At 55.6% G+C, this 17,106-nt stretch carries 16 protein-coding genes, 1 pseudogene and 1 riboswitch; of the genes and pseudogenes, 12 read left to right on the forward strand and 5 right to left on the reverse strand.

Going from position 1 to position 17,106, the window contains the following annotated elements; all coding sequences use genetic code 11:
- Window positions 1–171 precede the first annotated feature (171 nt).
- Window positions 172–3,303 carry an SIR2 family protein gene (locus tag CAF79_RS21925; protein ID WP_085700264.1) on the forward strand — a complete coding sequence of 1,044 codons (3,132 nt, stop codon included), beginning with the start codon at window positions 172–174 and terminating at the stop codon, window positions 3,301–3,303.
- Window positions 3,304–3,722: 419 nt separating this feature from the next.
- On the opposite strand, the gene CAF79_RS21930 is transcribed toward CAF79_RS21925, so the two are convergent.
- Window positions 3,723–4,043, reverse strand: coding sequence for a hypothetical protein (locus CAF79_RS21930; protein ID WP_085700265.1), 321 nt, complete (start codon window positions 4,041–4,043; stop codon window positions 3,723–3,725).
- 340 nt (window positions 4,044–4,383) lie between these two features.
- On the opposite strand from CAF79_RS21930, the gene CAF79_RS21935 reads away from it, so the two are divergent.
- The 3 genes from CAF79_RS21935 to CAF79_RS21945 all read left to right on the forward strand — a co-directional run bounded on the left by CAF79_RS21935 (window position 4,384) and on the right by CAF79_RS21945 (window position 5,898).
- Window positions 4,384–4,602: a hypothetical protein gene (locus tag CAF79_RS21935; RefSeq protein WP_011333849.1), complete on the forward strand. Its 219-nt coding sequence runs from the start codon at window positions 4,384–4,386 to the stop codon at window positions 4,600–4,602.
- 222 nt (window positions 4,603–4,824) lie between these two features.
- Window positions 4,825–5,181, forward strand: a complete 357-nt coding sequence (locus CAF79_RS21940) for a hypothetical protein (RefSeq protein ID WP_085700266.1) — start codon at window positions 4,825–4,827, stop codon at window positions 5,179–5,181.
- Between the two features lie 357 nt (window positions 5,182–5,538).
- Window positions 5,539–5,898, forward strand: a complete 360-nt coding sequence (locus tag CAF79_RS21945) for a DUF6124 family protein (RefSeq protein WP_085700267.1) — start codon at window positions 5,539–5,541, stop codon at window positions 5,896–5,898.
- A gap of 196 nt (window positions 5,899–6,094) precedes the next feature.
- On the opposite strand, the gene CAF79_RS21950 is transcribed toward CAF79_RS21945, so the two are convergent.
- Window positions 6,095–6,895, reverse strand: a complete 801-nt coding sequence (locus tag CAF79_RS21950) for an SDR family oxidoreductase (protein WP_085700268.1) — start codon at window positions 6,893–6,895, stop codon at window positions 6,095–6,097.
- Between the two features lie 106 nt (window positions 6,896–7,001).
- Here CAF79_RS21950 and CAF79_RS21955 point away from each other — a divergent pair, with 106 nt between their 5' ends.
- The 3 genes and pseudogenes from CAF79_RS21955 to CAF79_RS21965 form a co-directional block, all read left to right on the forward strand.
- Entirely contained in the window at window positions 7,002–7,964 is a 963-nt protein-coding gene (locus CAF79_RS21955) for a GlxA family transcriptional regulator (protein ID WP_085700269.1), read from the forward strand.
- Window positions 7,965–8,048: 84 nt separating this feature from the next.
- On the forward strand, window positions 8,049–8,681 hold the full coding sequence (gene yfcF / locus CAF79_RS21960) for a glutathione transferase (protein ID WP_085700270.1): 633 nt from the start codon (window positions 8,049–8,051) through the stop codon (window positions 8,679–8,681).
- Between the two features lie 65 nt (window positions 8,682–8,746).
- Window positions 8,747–9,070, forward strand: a pseudogene (locus CAF79_RS21965) (TetR/AcrR family transcriptional regulator); the annotation flags it as partial.
- Here the strand turns inward: CAF79_RS21965 and mug are convergent.
- Window positions 9,034–9,546, reverse strand: a complete 513-nt coding sequence (gene mug / locus CAF79_RS21970) for a G/U mismatch-specific DNA glycosylase (protein WP_085700271.1) — start codon at window positions 9,544–9,546, stop codon at window positions 9,034–9,036. The pseudogene CAF79_RS21965 and the gene mug overlap by 37 nt on opposite strands.
- Window positions 9,543–10,166 carry a TetR/AcrR family transcriptional regulator gene (locus CAF79_RS21975; RefSeq protein WP_085700272.1) on the reverse strand — a complete coding sequence of 208 codons (624 nt, stop codon included), beginning with the start codon at window positions 10,164–10,166 and terminating at the stop codon, window positions 9,543–9,545. Before CAF79_RS21975 ends, mug begins: the two co-directional genes overlap by 4 nt.
- A gap of 223 nt (window positions 10,167–10,389) precedes the next feature.
- Here CAF79_RS21975 and CAF79_RS21980 point away from each other — a divergent pair, with 223 nt between their 5' ends.
- From CAF79_RS21980 to CAF79_RS22000, 5 genes are all read left to right on the forward strand, one after another.
- The gene (locus CAF79_RS21980; RefSeq protein ID WP_085700273.1) at window positions 10,390–11,514 is read left to right on the forward strand and encodes an HlyD family secretion protein; all 1,125 of its coding nucleotides are present in this window, start codon (window positions 10,390–10,392) and stop codon (window positions 11,512–11,514) included.
- Window positions 11,514–12,980, forward strand: a complete 1,467-nt coding sequence (locus CAF79_RS21985; protein ID WP_085700274.1) for a DHA2 family efflux MFS transporter permease subunit — start codon at window positions 11,514–11,516, stop codon at window positions 12,978–12,980. The genes CAF79_RS21980 and CAF79_RS21985 overlap by 1 nt, the downstream gene beginning before the upstream one ends.
- Window positions 12,981–12,998: 18 nt before the next feature.
- On the forward strand, window positions 12,999–14,417 hold the full coding sequence (locus CAF79_RS21990; protein WP_085700275.1) for an efflux transporter outer membrane subunit: 1,419 nt from the start codon (window positions 12,999–13,001) through the stop codon (window positions 14,415–14,417).
- Between the two features lie 22 nt (window positions 14,418–14,439).
- Window positions 14,440–15,390 carry an aldo/keto reductase gene (locus tag CAF79_RS21995; RefSeq protein WP_085700276.1) on the forward strand — a complete coding sequence of 317 codons (951 nt, stop codon included), beginning with the start codon at window positions 14,440–14,442 and terminating at the stop codon, window positions 15,388–15,390.
- Window positions 15,391–15,461: 71 nt separating this feature from the next.
- A complete protein-coding gene (locus tag CAF79_RS22000) occupies window positions 15,462–16,397 on the forward strand; it encodes a LysR family transcriptional regulator (protein ID WP_085700277.1) in 936 nt (311 codons plus the stop codon).
- Between the two features lie 45 nt (window positions 16,398–16,442).
- Here CAF79_RS22000 and CAF79_RS22005 read toward each other — a convergent pair whose 3' ends face one another.
- On the reverse strand, window positions 16,443–16,700 hold the full coding sequence (locus CAF79_RS22005) for a DUF2790 domain-containing protein (protein ID WP_085700278.1): 258 nt from the start codon (window positions 16,698–16,700) through the stop codon (window positions 16,443–16,445).
- 195 nt (window positions 16,701–16,895) lie between these two features.
- A riboswitch (cobalamin riboswitch) is annotated at window positions 16,896–17,102 on the forward strand.
- Window positions 17,103–17,106: the final 4 nt, after the last annotated feature.

Raw genomic sequence — 17,106 nt, forward strand, 5'->3', positions numbered from 1 at the left:
GGATTGGTTGAGTGGTTGGGGGCGGGGGCGGTGGGTCAGGCTTTAGGTTATTTTGATCTTAGTCCCACCGTACGACAGAGCGAAAATTAGCGCAGCTAGACATTATCGGAGTATCAAGGCCGCTTGCATCTAGGCGCCTCATCAGCACCACAAGAAGGAGACTTTCGGATTATGGAAGAATATCTTGGGGCTTGGATGCTGGAAAAAATCGCTAAAGGTAAGGCGATACTTTTTCTAGGCGCAGGAGCTGCTTTCGGCGCACGTGGTCCAGAAAATGAAAGTCCCCTATCGGGTGAAGGGCTTAGAGATAAAATTTCAGATCAATTTCTTGGCGGTGATGAAAAGAAGAAAACGCTGGTACAGGTGTCGGACTATGCAAAAAATGAGGCTGGGCTATTAGAAGTTCAGCAATACATAAAAAAACTATTCATTCCTCTCCAGCCTGCCGAATTTCATAAAATAATACCCACTTTTCGCTGGCATTCAATATTCACAACAAACTACGATTTGATAATTGAACGCGCTTATGAGTCTTCACCTGCACGCTTACAAAATATTGCCCCAATAATTAGAGACGGCGACAACTTCAGCGAAGTAATTAGCAGCCTAAACGACCTACCCTATTTCAAGCTTCACGGATGTATAAACACAATCAACGACCCACTTCTTCCGCTTATTCTTGCTAGCGAAGAATATGCAAAATACAAAAATGGCCGAAAACGGCTTTTTGGGCACTTATCTGAGTACGGACTCGAACACCCAATAATATTTTGCGGGTATCAGCTTAGCGATCCAAATATACAACAGATTTTGTTTGACCTAAACGACATGGGGATAAACAGACCATCTTATGCTTTAGTTGACCCAGGCCTGGGAAAGTACGACATGAAAATGTGGTCAGGCAGGCGTATAACACCAATAAAATTAACCTTAGAAGACTTCCTTTCATATATCGACCACAAAATTGAACGTAGCACTAGAATTCTATCAAGCCTTAAGCTTGCAGAAAGAAGCCCGATATTCAGGCATCTAAAAAACGATGCTCAAATCTCCGCCGAGCTTAATACTTATCTAAGCATGGAGCTTGAACACATTTACCCCGGACTAACAACAAAAGGCATTTCACCCATCGACTTTTACAAAGGACTTGACACTGACTGGGGTGGAATACAGCAGAAGCTCGACATAAAGCGGAGGGTAGGAGACACAATAATAATGGATGCAGTGATAGACAGCGATCTAAAAGGAGTCAACACGTTCCTCCTCAAAGGATACGCTGGGAGTGGAAAAACGATACTTCTTAAAAGAATAGCCTGGTATGCCGCAAATGAATTAGAGAGCACGGTTGTAAGACTACGCGACGGCGCCATGCTTAGGCCGTCACTAATCAAAGAACTAGCTTTAAAGTGCGAAAACAGGCTAATACTAATAATTGACGATGCAATAGCAAACGTTACTGAATTGCTTAAGCTATATCGAACCTTTGAATATGAACCAGCCAACATATCAATTATCACTAGCGCTAGAAATAACGAATGGAATAGATTTGCTGGGGACATAGAGCAATACGTTAAATCAGAGTACGAAATCTCAACACTTTCTGAAAAAGAAATCTCAGAATTAATTGAGAATCTGTCAAAACATAATTGTCTTGGGAACTTCAGAGCAGAGCACGCTGATCGTATTAGAGAGCATTTCTCCCTTACGGCTGATCGACAACTCTTAGTAGCTCTCCACGAGGCCACTGCGGGAAAACCTTTCGAGGAAATCGTACTTGACGAATACAGGCACATTACGCCTTCAGAAGCGCAAATTTTGTACATGGATGTATGCACATTAAACCGGCTAAACGTGCCAGTACGAGTTGGTCTGATATCTCGTATATCAGGCATTGGGATTGAAGAGTTTCGGAAGCGCTTTCTTGCACCATTAGAACATGTTGTAAAGGTTTATCTAGATCACGCATCTCGAGATTATGCATATGTTGCGAGGCACCCCTTAATAGCCAGATTCGTATTCGAGCACGCACTTCAAACCTCCGAGGAGAAAGCGACTCAAATTGTGCGCGTACTTGAACACTTAAATCTAGAATATAGCGCAGACAACGAAGCATTCACTCACTTAATAAAAGGAAAATTGCTTGCAGAACTGTTCGGTGACAAAGCTTTGGTAGGCAGAATTTACGAAGCAGCAGAGCAAACCGGAGCATCCGCTCACTACGTCCTCCATCAAAAAGCTGTCTTTGAACTTAATCATCCAGGGTGCGATACAAAAGCAGCTCTTAGCATCATTCTTCAAGCAGAAAAAATGCTTCCCGAGAATCGTACCGATAAAGCAATCCTCCATACAAAAGCAATGATCTACAAGCGCCTTGCAAGAGAATCGCGCACCGACTTAGAAACTGACAAATATCGTGCTGAATCACGAGCAATATTTGAACGCCTCATCCTAAGCCAGAAAGACTCCAGGGCATCAAATGGCCTAGCCGAATTACAACTCGACGAACTCGATGATCGAGTTAGAGATATAAACTCAAATCCGAATGACGAACTTACAAAAAGATCCTTTCTAGAGTTTGTAAAGCGAATCGAAACAACAATCCATAATGGACTTCAGAAATTCCCAGGCGATGAGTATCTTCAGACCCGACAAGAACAACTTGCAATAAAACTTAATGACGACATCAAAGCAAAAGCAATTCTGGAAGAAGCGTACAAATCACACAGCTCAAGTGAATTCATATCAATCCGACTTGCACGACAACGCTCACAGAATAGCAACATAATCGATGCGGAAAAAATATTACGCGACGGAATATCCCAGAACCCGAACAGCAAGCCCCTACACCTAGAACTCGCAAAACTATTAATTGGACAAAAGGACTCAAACAAGAACGATGAGATTGACCACCACCTAAAACGTAGCTTTTCACCTTCAGACTCTAATTATGATGCTCAATTCTGGTATGCGCGACATCAATATCTTCACGGCAGCAGAAGCAAGTCAAAAGAAATATTTTCCTTCCTTAAAACAGCCAGAATTTCTCCTAGTCAAAAAAATCTTATTCAAGGTGACGTGATCGGCAACAACGGGATGCCAAAGATATACACCGGACACATCACACAAGAGCATGTAAGCTTTTGCTTTATTAAGTCGACGGAACTTAATGATAGTATATTTGCAAGTGCATTCCGCTTCTCCAATCTTCCTTCAGAAGGTATCAAAGCGAATGTCGACGTCGAGTTTACACTCGCCTTCACAATGAAGGGACCTACAGCGAGACGGGTTTCTATAAAGTTTTGATCGCAAACCCATGTACGGAAAATAGGGGACCGAAAATAGTTGACGGATTTATTTTTAGATGAAGAAATCAAAGGGCAGATTTATTTTTTATAATAAATCAGTCCCCTTTTCCTAACCACCTACCCCTTGCCAGAATAAATACTTTATTTAGAACATTATCAATGATCAGGGGTTTTATTGGCTTTAGAAAACAGCATCAAAAAAGGGGACCCAAAAAAGGGGACGGCTTTTCTGGTTCTTTTCTGGTTGATCTTTTAATGAACCAGGCGCAAGGCAGAATATTTTTTAGAACCGAATCTTGGCGGACATATAATCCATATCAATGGGCAAATACCGCCAATAAGAAAGCACAAACTAATAAACCAAGGATACTTATTTACCGACCGCGTACAAAGGTGACAGACTCTGTCACCTTTCACTTAAGCACGAATATCATTCAAGAAACACTTTATCTTTTCATACTCATCAAACGTCACTTCGTACGTAACCAAAATTTTTTGCCCTGGCCAATCCTTCACAACTAAAAATTTTTGCAGAAATTTCCACGCCGACGCTAACAAAGTCAACACACCAAGATAACTAATCAAATAAAAACTAAATACAAAAATCAGTTGCCAGCCCTCACTAAAATCCAGCAGCGACGCCAAGTAAACCAAACAATTGGTAGCCACTACAAACAACAGTAGAAAAATCCACACACAAAAACCATGCAACCCGACTTTAAGTTTCGCGCCTTTCATTTTTAACCTTTCAGATAAATATTGTAATCACGCCCAACGCGTTCGCATTATTATCTACAGCTCGACGACTTGAACAGCCAACACTTTGCTCACGAGCTTAAATAACAACAATTTCTCGAAAAAAGAATTCGAACCATATAAATACAGAAACGTCCTACAACCCACCCGTGACTCTATGCAGTAGTCTCGCGAGGCTTTAGGACTTGAGAAAGGTGGATAGATATATCCTCAGATCATTAGTCCGCTTCGCTTTTGTTGATCGTTGAAGGCATTGTGATAGCATTCGTCCGTTCCCCCCGGAGAGGGGGATTTTTTCTACATCCCGCAAGGAATATGCCCCGTGAAAGACTTCGTCATCAGCGTCAATAACACCGTCCTCTATCTCTCCTTGGCATTCATCTGGCTGGTCGCTATCGTCGCGATTTTCACCAGCGGGTTCTTGCCTGCGCTGGGTATCTTCGTGGCCGGCACCCTGTGCTGGTGCATCATTTCCGGCTTCTGGTTCGTCCAGTCGGCGACCTACGAAGAACTGCGCAAGCTGAACGCCAGCAAAAACTGAAACATCAGGGCGGAGCCGTAATTGCCCCGCCCTACCCTGAGCGCTTGGTTCCGTGCCAAGCGCTCTCGCCCACTGCGAATGGCTTGCAAAAATCCCGCATTTTCCGAAATCCTGAAAATCCCGCCGTTCCCTTTCTGCCAATAAAGCCCAGTACTATCTTTCAAGAAATATCCCCGTCCCTTGTCCTCATTTACTGAGTGGCGAACTAAAGGAGTTCTGGTTTTGGGACATCTTCTGACCGAGCCTCAGCTGACTAACGTCAGAGCTGCACTCTCATGGCCTTTCAACGATTTGCCGGTCGAATACGATTATGTAGCGGCGGTGGTCAGAGGCATCGATCCAGTTGTGCTCTACGAAATCCTTTATTCAGAGGTCGCGCCGGTGTGCTTCACCAACCTTGTGGCCGCTGTGCCTCCGGTGTGGACTGGCTTTGATCCAGACTCGCTCAGGGCAATGATCGAGGAAAGGCTGGCTGCCAGGGAGAACAGCTGGTTTCGCAGGCAGTTTGATAAGGCGTTGGTTCGCTGGCTGCAATACAACTACGGCTACATCTGGAAAGAGATTTCCTCAAGGCTTTGAGCGCTTAAACAGGTTCGTTTAAAGCAACCCGCCGTAACTTCCTCGAGGCTACAACGCCTTGCGTCATTGCCTACGACTACGCCAGAATCCGCCGGCTTGTGTGTCTACACTGCGGGTTTTATCGTTTCCGGGTCACTGAAAAGCAGTGATCGGGTTTGGTAGCCCGAGACAAACACAAGATGCAGAGCACACCATCGCGGCGGTCAATCGCCTCGGTTTTATGGTGGCCATGCACAGGGCGTCTTCGGGCGCGCCGGTCTTCCTTGTGTCCCGGTCTACCAACCTGCGTATGGCCACCACCCAACGTTTGGTAGCGTGTGGGTGATGGCTCCTGATGACGACACAAGGAGTTTCACCATGATCAAACCAACACCCAACCCACCCGAAACCGACACCACCTCTCCCTACGAATCCCCCAACTCCAAAAAACTCCACGACGCCGCAGAGCGCGCGCTGGATCACTACCTCTGCCCCGCCGCCGGGATCATGTCGTCCTGCAACGAACCCGAGCGGATGTACTTGGCCAATCCGAAGTACAACACCGAATGCTTGCTGGCCAACGCCAGCGAAAACCTTGGGGCGGCCAGTGAGATGCTGAGCAATTTCGCGGCAACGCTCGATCCGTCCCATCGCAAGATGGCGATCGGTATTGCGCAGGTGGTGATGATTGCCGAGCTGGCGGTGAATCAGGCGCTGGATCACGTCGAGGCCGCGTAATCTCACGATGGCTGCAGGAGCAGTCCTTGGCTACTTCTACAGCGAATCATCGCGGTCCGTATTGTGACTGGAACAAGTGCGACTGAGGCCGGCACGGGATATCGTGCCGGCCTCAAAATCGGCAATGAAATGAGGCAGATCTGTTATCCGGTGACGGGATAAAAGGTCTGCCTCATTTTTTGCGTTAATGCCTGCCTCAGTCTTCAGTGCGATAACGTGCAGCCGCCTTACTCAACGACAAATTGGGCATGAGCTTCTGACGCGCAGCCTCATAGGCATCCAGATCGGCAATGTCCGGAAGCGCCGGAATGGTGACGAACTCGCCCTGATCGAGGCCGGACAATGCCGCGTCCACCATGTCTTCCGCGCGCATCACGATGGCTTCCGGCAGATGCTCCAGCGGTGTGCCGGCCGCGCCCCAGAACTCGGTGGCCGTCGCGCCGGGCAGGACTGCCTGAACGCGCACATTCTTGTCCGCCAGTTCATGACGCAAGGATTGGCTGAACGCCAGAACGAAGGCCTTGGAGCCGCCGTAAACGCCGTTCAACAACTCCGGAGCAATGCCCACGATCGAGGCGATGTTGATCAGTGTGCCGCCGCCACGGGTGACAAACCCCGGAACAGCCGCGTAGGTCAGTCGCATCAGCACGTTCACGTTGAGCGTGAGCAGGTCTTCGAGTGTGTCGACGTTCGATTCCAGCAGCGACTGAGTCGCGCCAATCCCGGCGTTGTTTACCAGCAGAGAAATGCTGGCATCGGTCTTCAGCCGCTCCTCGACCCGTGCCAGATCGGCACGGTCGGACAGGTCAGCGGCCAAAACTTCTATGTTGCGACCGGTTTCGTCACTCAGTCGTTTGGCGAGGGCATTGAGGCGTTCGCGATTTCGCGCGACCAGGATCAGGTCGTGGCCACGTCGGGCCAGGCGTTCGGCATAAACGGCACCGATGCCGGACGAGGCGCCGGTGATGAGGGCAGTACCGAGGCGGGATTGAGTCATGTCGAGTCTCCAGGGTGATGGGAAGCACTGGACGACAGCATGCGACGGCTAGGCGATATCTCAAATGACGTATAAGGTAGTGATTCAGGACATTCGAGATAAAACCATGCATCGCATTGGCTATTTGCTCACTGACGGCTTTCAGGTGCTCTCGCTGGCAACCCAGGCTGTTTTCGAGTTCGCCAATCAGGTCGCCGAGGAGCCCTTCTACAGCGTCGAGAATTTCTCGCCGGACGGCGGCATGGTGCGATCCTCGCTGGGGCTGGCCCTGGAAACGCGTCCGCTTCAGGCGCCCGGGCTGGCCGATACGTGGATCGTGGTCGGGGTCAACGACCCCGTAAAAAATGAGACGCCCACGGCGGTGCTCGATTTCGTACGCAAGGCCGGCAGCCAGGCCAGGCGCACTGTCGGTATCTGCACAGGCGGATTTATCCTCGCCGAAACAGGCCTGTTGAACGGCAGGCGTGCGACAACCCACTGGGCCTACGCCCAGACCTTGCAGAAGCGCCATCCCGAAATCAGCGTCGAGGTCGACCGCATCTATATCGTCGACGGCCCTTTCTGGACGTCAGCGGGCATGACCGCAGGCCTGGACCTTGCGGTCGGCATGGTGGAAAAGGATCTGGGGGCCGAGGTCGCCCGCTCGGTGGCACACAAACTGGTGATGCACCAGCACCGGTCCGGCGGGCAGTCGCAGCACTCGGAAATGCTCGACCTCGCGCCCAAGTCCGACCGTATCCAGAGCGCTCTGAACTATGCGCGAAAACATTTGAATCGCGCGCTCAGTGTCGAAGAACTGGCCGGCGTAGCACACCTGAGCCCGCGCCAATTCACCCGCATTTTCAGCGCGGAAACCGGTCAGTCGCCCGCCAAGGCCATCGAAGGCCTGCGATTGGAGGCCGCTCGTTTGATGATTGAACAGAGCCGGCATTCCCTCGATGTCATCGCCAGCGAATCGGGTTTTCGTGATCGCCGGCATATGCGTGAAGCCTTCATCCGAGGCTTCGGCGTGCCTCCGCAAGCGGTGCGGCGCGATGCTCGTCGGGTTGTGACGGAACCGCATTCCTGACAGGAATGCCCCCATAAAAAACATGAATTTTATTTAGGGCGCCCAATCTTTTAGCGTGGCCACTCCGCATATGGAGATGACGCTATGAATGATTCAAGCCTGCGCCTTTACGTCGATGCTCAATTCACCAGTCCCTACGCAATGTCGTGCTTTGTGGCCCTTCGAGAAAAGGGAATCGACTTCGAAATGAGTACCCTGGATCTGGACAAACTGGAGAACCAGGCCAGCGATTACGCCCGCCTTTCGCTGACTCAACGGGTGCCCTCCCTCGTGCGGGGCGACTTTGCGTTGTCGGAGTCATCGGCGATCACGGAATACCTGGAAGACGTGTTCCCCCAGACACCTGTTTACCCTGAGGCCCCACAGAAACGCGCAGCGGCGAGACAAGTTCAAGCGTGGCTTCGGAGTGATCTTCTACCGATCCGACAGGAGCGCTCTACGCTTGTCGTGTTCTACGGCGTCAAATACGGCCCGTTGTCAGCGTCGGCTGAGGCTGCCAGGCAAAAGTTGGTTGATGTCGCTCAATGGCTGCTGACCGACAATCCGGATTACCTTTTTGGTGAGTGGTCGATCGCCGATGTTGATCTGGCATTGATGCTGAACCGGTTGATACTCAACGGGGACACGGTGCCGGCTCAACTGGAGGATTACGCGCAGCGCCAATGGCAACGCCCGACGGTGCAAGAGTGGGTCAAGCTGCAACGACCTCGAATCTAGGAAAAAACGGGGACTCAGTGAAAATGGGGACAGATTTATTTTTTCAGAAAATAAATCTGTCCCCTTTTCTCCGTTCGGAATGCGAGGAGGCGCAGATGCGTGGCGCGTTGAGTGATGCGGCGCCGCTTTATCGCGATGCGCCGCAGGCCCATGAAGTGCGGGCGGCGGGCAAGCGGATCTTTGCGACATTCATGGTCGAGTTGCTGCCCGGGGCCAGCGAAGCCATTCGCTCGCAAGCCTGCGATCTGATCCTGGCCACGCTCAGTTCGGTGGGAAAGGATTTTTCACTCAGCCCGCGCACCGACGAAGAAATCACCGCCCGCGCCGCGGGTATGGCGGACATGTTCAGTGCTTATGTGCTGACACTCGAAGCCCGTCGAAGCTGCTGATACGCCGCCACCAGTTGCGCTTGATTGAACGCCAGGTTGCGGCCGCTGGGATTGGGCAGAATCCAGACTCTAGCGCCGCCGAACATGTCCTCTTGCAGCCCCCATTCAATCGACTTCCTGCCGGATAAACCGGCGTACGCCGCCTTGCCGAGAAACGCCACGAAGCGTGGCGCGTAGCGGGCGATCTTGCGTTCGAAGCTGGCAGCGGCTGCGGTGAATTCCTCGGCAGACAGTTGATCCGCACTCGCTGTCGGCCGCTCGACCACGGCGGTCAGGCCGCAGTCAAATTGCAGAATAGAGCGGTCGTCTTCCGAACGCACTTCATGGGGTGTGAAACCGGCCAGGTGCAACGTGCGCCAGAAGCGGTTGCTGCGGCCGGCGAAGTGATGGCCCTGCTCTGCGGCCACTAACCCCGGATTGATTCCGCAGAACACCACGGACAAACCTTGAGTGAGGATGTCCTCAAGCCCGTTCAACCGCAGATCACCTTCACCGCATCGCGCGCCTGCCCCGCCAGTTCTTCGCGGGATTTACCGGCGCGGGCGCGGATCGAGATGCTGTGCAGCAGCGATGACGCGAGCATGGCTCGTGCGGCGGCATCCACATCGCCGGTCAGTTCGCCGGATTCAATCGCCCGTTGCAGGCGGGCTTCAAGATCGGCATCGAGCTGGCTCAAGCGCTGGGACAGCACGTTGCGGATTTCCGGATCCTCGACCGCTTCGGTGGTCGCGGTGCCGATGGCGAAACAGCCGCGTGGCTGGCCGTCGCCGGAAAAATAGATCGCCAGTTGCCCTTCGTAAAAACCGGTCAGGGCCTGTTCCAGGGTCAGGCTGCTGTCGTTCAGCGCGGCCTGCATGGCGGCGTGGGCGGTGTCCCAATACTGGTCGAGGGCCTTGATGTAAAGCGCGTGTTTGTCACCGAACGCGGCGTACAGGCTGGGGCGGTTCATGCCGGCAGCGCTGGCGATGCTGTCCAGTGACGCGCCGGAATAGCCTGTGTTCCAGAACACGCCAAGTGCCTGTTGCAGAGCGGTTTGCGGGTCATAGGCCCGTGGACGGCCACGGCCTTTTCCTTCTGTCGGTTTATTTTGTGCCATGTCGTATAAATTCCTTGCGGGGAAATGAAGTCGCTCATATTCTTACACCATCGCACAAAATTAAGGAATCAGAAATTCCTTGATCGGCAGGTTTGTTGTAACAGCGCTCGAACCGAGGCTGGCGACGACGAAACAGCGGCAACAGAGCACCCCTCCTGCACCGCGCACTGACTTGATGACGCACCGCATTCAACGCCGCCCAGCACTTTGGAGAGAGCCGTTCATGAATCAGCCATTAGATCTCACCGCAGAACAAGCCCGCGCTCACCCCGTCGACGCGCCGCCGAAGAAGCCACTCAAGCAGCATCTGCGCCCCGTATTGATGTTCGCCGCTCCGGCGCTTTTCGCCGCGATTGGCTACGGCCAGTACGTTGCCAACGAGCCCTTCGTTTCCACCGACAACGCCTATGCCCGCGTGGCCAAGGCCTCGATAAATGCGCGGATTTCCGGGCAAGTAGTCGAGATCGCGGTCGACGACAACCAGCCCGTGCGCAAAGGCCAGGTGCTGTTTCGCATCGATCCCAAGCCGTTGCAGATCGCCGTCGACCGGGCCGAAGCGCAACTGGCCAATGCTCGCTTGCGCATCGACGGCCTCAAGGCCAGCTACCGTCAGCAACAGGCCGAGCTGCAATCGGCGAGAGCTTCGGCGGATTACGACCAGAAGGAGTTCGCCCGCAAGAAAGCCTTGATCGCCACCGAGTTCGTGTCGAAGGCTCTTTACGAGCGCGCCGAAACCGACCTGAAAGTCTCGCGCCAGCGCATCGCGTCCATCGAGCAACAGATCGCCAGCACCGTCGTCGCGTTGAACGGCAACCCGGACATTGCCCTCGACGATCACCCCACCGTGCGCGAGGCCAGGGCGCAACTCGACGAAGCGCAGTTGTATCTGTCCTACGCCACGGTCACCGCGCCGGACGACGGCATCGTCGCCAAGGTCGATGATTTGCAGGTGGGCAATTACGTCAACAACGGCGCACCGGCGTTCGCGCTGATTTCCGACCGGGAAATCTGGATCGAGGCGAACTTCCGCGAGACCCAGGTGACGCACATGCGCCCCGGCCAGACCGCGACCATCACCCTCGATACCTACCCGGATCGCCCGTTCAAGGCACACGTGATCAGCATGAGCCCCGGTGCCGGTGCCGACTTCGCGCTATTGCCGCCGGAGAACGCCACCGGCAACTGGGTCAAGGTCGTGCAGCGGGTACCGGTTCGTCTGGAACTGGACGAGGCCGATCCTGCCTTGCCGCTGTTCTCCGGCACCAGCGCCACGGTCAAGGTTGATACCGGGCACCGCACGCCATGGTGGCATCCGCTCAAGTCGTTGTTGTCTGCGGGTAATTCGTGATGAACAGCTCAACAGCCGATGCGCGGGCACTGCGGTTTGTCGCCCTGCTCGCCACCTATATGCAGTCAGCCAACCTGCCGTTGCCGAACGCCGCGCTGCGGTTGATTCAGGGCAGTCTGTCGATGACCGACGATCAGGCCGGATGGATTTTCACCGCTTATCTGGCCGCGAGCGCGATCACGATGCCGGTCGCGCAATGGCTCGCCGGACGCTTTGGGTTGAAGCGGGTTTATCAGACAGCGCTGGTGCTGTTCGCCCTCGGTCTGTGGCTCGGCACGCTGGCCGGCGCGCCACTGGAGTTCATCGCCGCACGCATTCTGCAAGGCCTGGCCAGCGGCGTGATTGCGCCGTTGTCGATGGCTATCGCTATGGAGTCATTGCCTGCTGAACACCGCCCGGCGTTCGGCCCGAAATGGACCGCGCTGGTGCTGTTCGGCATCGTCAGCGGCCCGAGCATCGGCGGCGTGATCTGCGAGTATTTCGACTGGCGCCCGATGTTCTACCTCAGCCTGCCGCTGACCGCGTACATCCTGATAGTGGTGTCGTTGCTGCTCGCCGAGAAGAAAGCAGACTCGCGCCCAGCATTTGATTTCTTCGGTTTCGCCAGCTTCACGGTCGGCATGATCGGCCTGCAGATGCTGCTCGATCGCGGCGAACGGCTGGACTGGTTCGACTCGCCGGAAATCTGGATCGAAGCGCTCGCCAGCGCCCTCGGCCTGTACCTGTTCGTCGTCCATGCGCTGACCCGCAAGACCCACTTTCTCAGCAAGGGTTTGTTCGGCGACCGCAACTTCATGTTGTCGACCGTGATGTTCTTCGCCCTGGGTTTCGTGTTGCTGTCGACCATGGCGCTGACCTCGCCGATGCTCGATGAAATCCTCGGCTATCCGCCGGACACCACCGGGTTGCTGACCGTTCCCCGTGGCATCGGGCTGGTGGGTGCGTTTCTGTTGATGATGCGAGCGCCGGCATGGATTGACGCGCGACTGTTTGTCGCCGCCGGCATCGCGCTTGTGGTGTACGCCAACTGGCTGATGCTCGGTTATTCGCCGCTGATGGACTGGACGCCGGTGGCCGTCACCGGGTTCATCCAGGGCGTGGGGCTGGGCATTCTGATGCCGGCGCTTAGCAAGACCGCGTTCAGCACCATTGACCCCAAGCTGCGCCCGGAAGCCACCGGTTTCTTCAACCTGATGCGGGTCTACGGCAGCACCCTCGGCGTGGCCGTGGTGCAGATCTTTTTCTTCAACAACACCCAGGCGATGCACTCGGCGCTGGTCAGTCAGCTCACGCCTTATCGGGTGGCCATGCCGACGTCGTTGCCGGCGCTCGAAGGCCTCAACCATCTGGTCACCCATCAGGCGGCGTTCGTCGCGGTGATGGGCCAATTCAAGATTCTGATGCTGGCGATGCTCGTGGTGAGTCCGCTGGTGATGTTCCTGCGCAAGCCCGTTGCGGCCAACTGATGACGTGGAGTCTGAACCATGAAAGCTTCAATGCGCCTCACACCGCTGGCGATGCTGGTGATGTTGTCCGCTTGCACCGTCGGCCCAGATTTTCAACGGCCTGCCGAGAGCCCGTCGCTGCATTACGATCAAGCTGCCGAACAGCATTTCGCGATGGGCCAGCGACTCGACGGCGATTGGTGGTCGGCGTTTCGTTCACCAAAACTCGATCAGGTTGTGCGTCGCGCCATCGACGGCAATCTCGAACTGGCCGCCGCTGACGCGACTATTCGCCAGGCCGCTGCTTCGGTCGCGGCGGCGGAAGGTGTGCTTTATCCGCAGGTCGATTTCGGCGCCTCTGCCGGTCGCCAGCGTACGCACAACGGGCCGCAACCGGTGGTTTCCAATTTCTACGGGATCGGGCCACGGGTCGTGTTCGATCTGGACGTTTTTGGCGGCAACAAACGCACGATCGAACAGCAGCAAGCTCTGACCGATCTGCAAAAGCATCGCTACGAAGCAGCCTGGCTGACGTTGACCGGTGATGTCGCCAGCCAGGCTTTGCTGCTGGCCTCGGCCAACGCGCAGATCAACGCCGTGGAAACCCTGCTGGCCAACGACGCGAAAAACCTCGATCTGGTGCGCCGAGCCCAGGCAAGCGGCAGCACCACGCAAATCGACGTGTCGCTGGCCGAAACCCGCCTTGCTCAGGATCGCACGTTGCTGCCGCCCCTCGCCCAGCAGCGCGATGCAGCGCGTCATGCGTTGTCGATTCTGGCCGGCAAAGGTCCGGCGGACTGGATTGCGCCGGACTTCAGTCTCGACGAGTTCGCCCTGCCGTCGAACATTCCGGTCAGCCTGCCGTCGACCATGGCCCACACCCGGCCGGACATCCTGCAAGCCGAATCCGAACTGCACTTCGCCAGCGCGGCGGTGGGTGTCGCGACGGCCAATCTGTACCCGCATGTCGAGCTGTCGGCCTCGCTGATGCAAGCCGCCTCAGGCAATGGCGGCGCCGCGCTCTGGGGATTTGCCGCCAGGCTCACGGCGCCGGTCTTCAACGGCGGCACGCTCAAGGCTGAGCGCGAAGGCGCCGTCGAAGGCTACAACGCGTCGCTCGCCCGCTATCAACAAACGGTGATTCAGTCCTTCGGCCAGGTTGCGGACACCTTGCAGGCGCTCAACCACGGCGCCGAGCAAAACCTGGCGCAGGACGATGCCCTGCGCGCCGCCGACGCGAGCCTGCGCCTCAATCGCCAGGCCTACGCCCAGGGCGAAAACAGCCTGCTGCAGGTGCTGGAAGCCGAACGCGCCTATCAGCAAGCCTTGCTCGGACAGATTCAAGTGAAGACCGCGCGTTATCTCGACTCGGTGCGCCTGTTCGTGGCGCTGGGTGGCAACTCGGTGGGTGTGCTTGATCAGAAGCTCGCCGCACGCAAGACCTCATCCCTTCTATAACGGCAGATACCGGAGACACGACATGACTTACGAAGCCTTTCACGATGAACTTCGCGACACCCGCATAGCGTTGAACAACGGTGCTGGTTCGATGCCGGCCGTGGGGTTTGGCACGCTGTTTCGCGACTTGAGCACCACTACCGAAGCAGTCAAATGCGCGCTGGAAGTGGGCTTTCGCCACTTCGACTGCGCCGAGCGCTATCGCAACGAGACGCAGATTGGCGAAGCCTTTGCGCAGGTGTTTGCGGCGGGCCAGATCCGTCGCGAAGACGTGTTTGTCACCACCAAACTGTGGAACACCAACCACCGCCCCGAGCGGGTCAAACCGGCGTTCGAAGCCAGTTGCCAGCGGCTGCAGGTCAACTATCTCGACTGCTACCTGATCCACACGCCGTTCGCCTTCCAGCCCGGCGACGATCAGGACCCACGGGATGTGTTCGGGCACGTGATCTACGATGGCGAGACCCGTTTGATCGACACCTGGCGTGCCCTCGAAGCGCTGGTGGATGACGGTCGCTGCAAGTCCATCGGGCTTTCCGACATCACCCTCGACGCGCTGAAGGACATCGTCGCCGCCGCACGAATCAAACCGGCGGTGGTGCAGATCGAATCCCATCCGTACCTGCCCGAGTGGGAGATGCTGGAGTTCTGCAAGGAACACGGCATCATCCTGCTCGCCTTCGCCCCGCTGGGCCATGGCATGGAGCCGAATGTGCTTGAGGATTCGGTGCTCACCGGGATCGCCCGGCACGTACAAAAAACCCCGGCGCAAGTGGCCCTGGCCTGGGCGGTGCAGCGGGGAACGGCGTTCCTGACGACCTCGGCGAACCCGAGCCGGATTCAGGAAAACTTCGATATCACGACGTTGCCGCACCGGGCGATGCGCGAGATCAGGGAAGAGATCACGACGCGAATCCGCTTCAACTCGGTGGTCGAGACGGGCGTACCCGGTTTCATTCCCCGCAAAAAGTGACCATGGCGAAGGGGCGGTCTACTGTGAGGTCGCCCCTATATTCTTTCCACCTGCCTGTTGAGACGACACCGATGGACGTTTTCCAGAGCATGCGTTTCTTCATCGCCGTCGCCCAAAGCGGCAGCTTCACTGCCGCGGCCGAGTTGCTGGACACCAACACCACCAACGTCTCCAAAGCCATCTCCGCCCTCGAAGCGCGTCTGCACACCCGGCTTATCAACCGCACCACCCGGCGTCTGGCCCTGACCGAGGCCGGCATGCGTTATCTGGAGCGCTGCGAAAAAATCCTCGATGACGTGCGCGAAGCCGACGAAGAAGCCGGCACCGCCCAGACCTTGCCCGTTGGCCGCTTGAAAATTCACACCATGTCGGCCATCGGCAACCACTACGTGATCGACGCCATCGCCCGCTATCGGGAAATTCACCCCACGGTGATGTTCGACCTGACCCTGACCAACCGCGTCCCTGACCTGCTCGAAGAAGGCTTCGACATGTCCATCGTGCTGGCCCGCGACCTGCCGGATTCCGGCTTCGTCGCGCAACGTCTGGGCATCACCTACAGCATCCTCTGCGCCTCGCCCGCCTACGTGGCAAAACGCGGATTGCCGCAAACACCGGGTGAGCTTTGCGAGCACGAGTGTCTGCGCATCGTCAACACGGTAATGCCGGTGGAGAACTGGACTTTCGAAGGGCCCGAAGGCATGGAAACCATCACCATTCCCGTGTCGCCCTTTCACATCAACACCGCCGACGGCATGACCATCGCGATCAGAAAAGGCATGGGCATCGGCATTCAGCCGATCGCATCGGCCGTGGATGGCCTGAGGGCGGGAACACTGGTGCGGGTGCTGCCGGAATACCGGCTGGAGGAGTTGAACCTGTTTGCGATCTATCCGTCGCGCAAATTCGTCGATGCGAAGATCAAGACCTGGGTTGAGTTTCTGAAGCAGTCGATCCCGCAATTGCTGGCATCGGATGAAGACCTGGTTGGAGCGAAAGCGGTTTGAGCGTGGCAAGTATGGAGTGTCGACCCTCCATCCTCTGCACCTGACTCAACTGGAACAGCCAGTGCCCATCACCTGATATTGCAGAACGTGACGCTCGCCATGGGAATCTTCGTAGGTCATCTGCACCGGCACCGGGGCGCATTCGTTGGCCGGTTCGGTAATGGAGATGACGTGCTCGATATCCAGATTTGTCGAAGAACTGTAGGTCTCGACCGGGATATTCGCCGCGTCCGTGTTATCGGCGTAAGCGTGTGCACCGAAACTGCCAAGCATTAAAACCAGAGCGATTTTCTTGAAGCTCATGATGTTCACCGTCTCGTTGAGGACCGTGTTTGTTCACGGGTTGGAGACGATGCTAAGGGTTGGGGTGGCGAGGAAATATCGGCGGGTTGGACAAACACTGTTGCTGGATTTCGTATGAATCGGATCAAGCCTGCAAAACCGCCTTCAACGTCATCCATCGACCGTCCAGGTTGACGCACGCCCACCCGAATGTTCAGATGCCGCCCTGTTTCAGGTGTCCCATGCCGCCGTGCATGGGGTGAAACGGGAAACCGGTACGTTCTTTTCGAACAAGTCCGGTGCTGCCCCCGCAACGGTAGGCGCGTGATGCTTTCGACACACCACTGTGGCCAGACGGCCATGGGAAGGTGAAAGCGTCCAGACGCGCGAGCCCGGAGACCGGCCTGAAATGCTTTTGGCAAACTCC

It is taken from the genome of Pseudomonas sp. B26(2017), from assembly GCF_002113045.1.
In the GTDB taxonomy this organism is placed as follows: domain Bacteria; phylum Pseudomonadota; class Gammaproteobacteria; order Pseudomonadales; family Pseudomonadaceae; genus Aquipseudomonas.

What these genes read in the sequence shown, in the direction of transcription:
- CAF79_RS21925 (WP_085700264.1), top strand. Translation starts at nt 172, where the DNA reads ATGGAAGAATATCTTGGGGCTTGGATGCTGGAAAAAATCGCTAAAGGT.
- CAF79_RS22005 (WP_085700278.1), bottom strand. Translation starts at nt 16,700, where the DNA reads ATGAGCTTCAAGAAAATCGCTCTGGTTTTAATGCTTGGCAGTTTCGGT.
- CAF79_RS21985 (WP_085700274.1), top strand. Translation starts at nt 11,514, where the DNA reads ATGAACAGCTCAACAGCCGATGCGCGGGCACTGCGGTTTGTCGCCCTG.
- CAF79_RS22000 (WP_085700277.1), top strand. Translation starts at nt 15,462, where the DNA reads ATGGACGTTTTCCAGAGCATGCGTTTCTTCATCGCCGTCGCCCAAAGC.
- CAF79_RS21945 (WP_085700267.1), top strand. Translation starts at nt 5,539, where the DNA reads ATGATCAAACCAACACCCAACCCACCCGAAACCGACACCACCTCTCCC.
- CAF79_RS21995 (WP_085700276.1), top strand. Translation starts at nt 14,440, where the DNA reads ATGACTTACGAAGCCTTTCACGATGAACTTCGCGACACCCGCATAGCG.
- CAF79_RS21990 (WP_085700275.1), top strand. Translation starts at nt 12,999, where the DNA reads ATGAAAGCTTCAATGCGCCTCACACCGCTGGCGATGCTGGTGATGTTG.
- yfcF (WP_085700270.1), top strand. Translation starts at nt 8,049, where the DNA reads ATGAATGATTCAAGCCTGCGCCTTTACGTCGATGCTCAATTCACCAGT.
- CAF79_RS21930 (WP_085700265.1), bottom strand. Translation starts at nt 4,043, where the DNA reads ATGAAAGGCGCGAAACTTAAAGTCGGGTTGCATGGTTTTTGTGTGTGG.
- CAF79_RS21950 (WP_085700268.1), bottom strand. Translation starts at nt 6,895, where the DNA reads ATGACTCAATCCCGCCTCGGTACTGCCCTCATCACCGGCGCCTCGTCC.
- CAF79_RS21975 (WP_085700272.1), bottom strand. Translation starts at nt 10,166, where the DNA reads ATGGCACAAAATAAACCGACAGAAGGAAAAGGCCGTGGCCGTCCACGG.
- CAF79_RS21955 (WP_085700269.1), top strand. Translation starts at nt 7,002, where the DNA reads ATGCATCGCATTGGCTATTTGCTCACTGACGGCTTTCAGGTGCTCTCG.
- CAF79_RS21980 (WP_085700273.1), top strand. Translation starts at nt 10,390, where the DNA reads ATGAATCAGCCATTAGATCTCACCGCAGAACAAGCCCGCGCTCACCCC.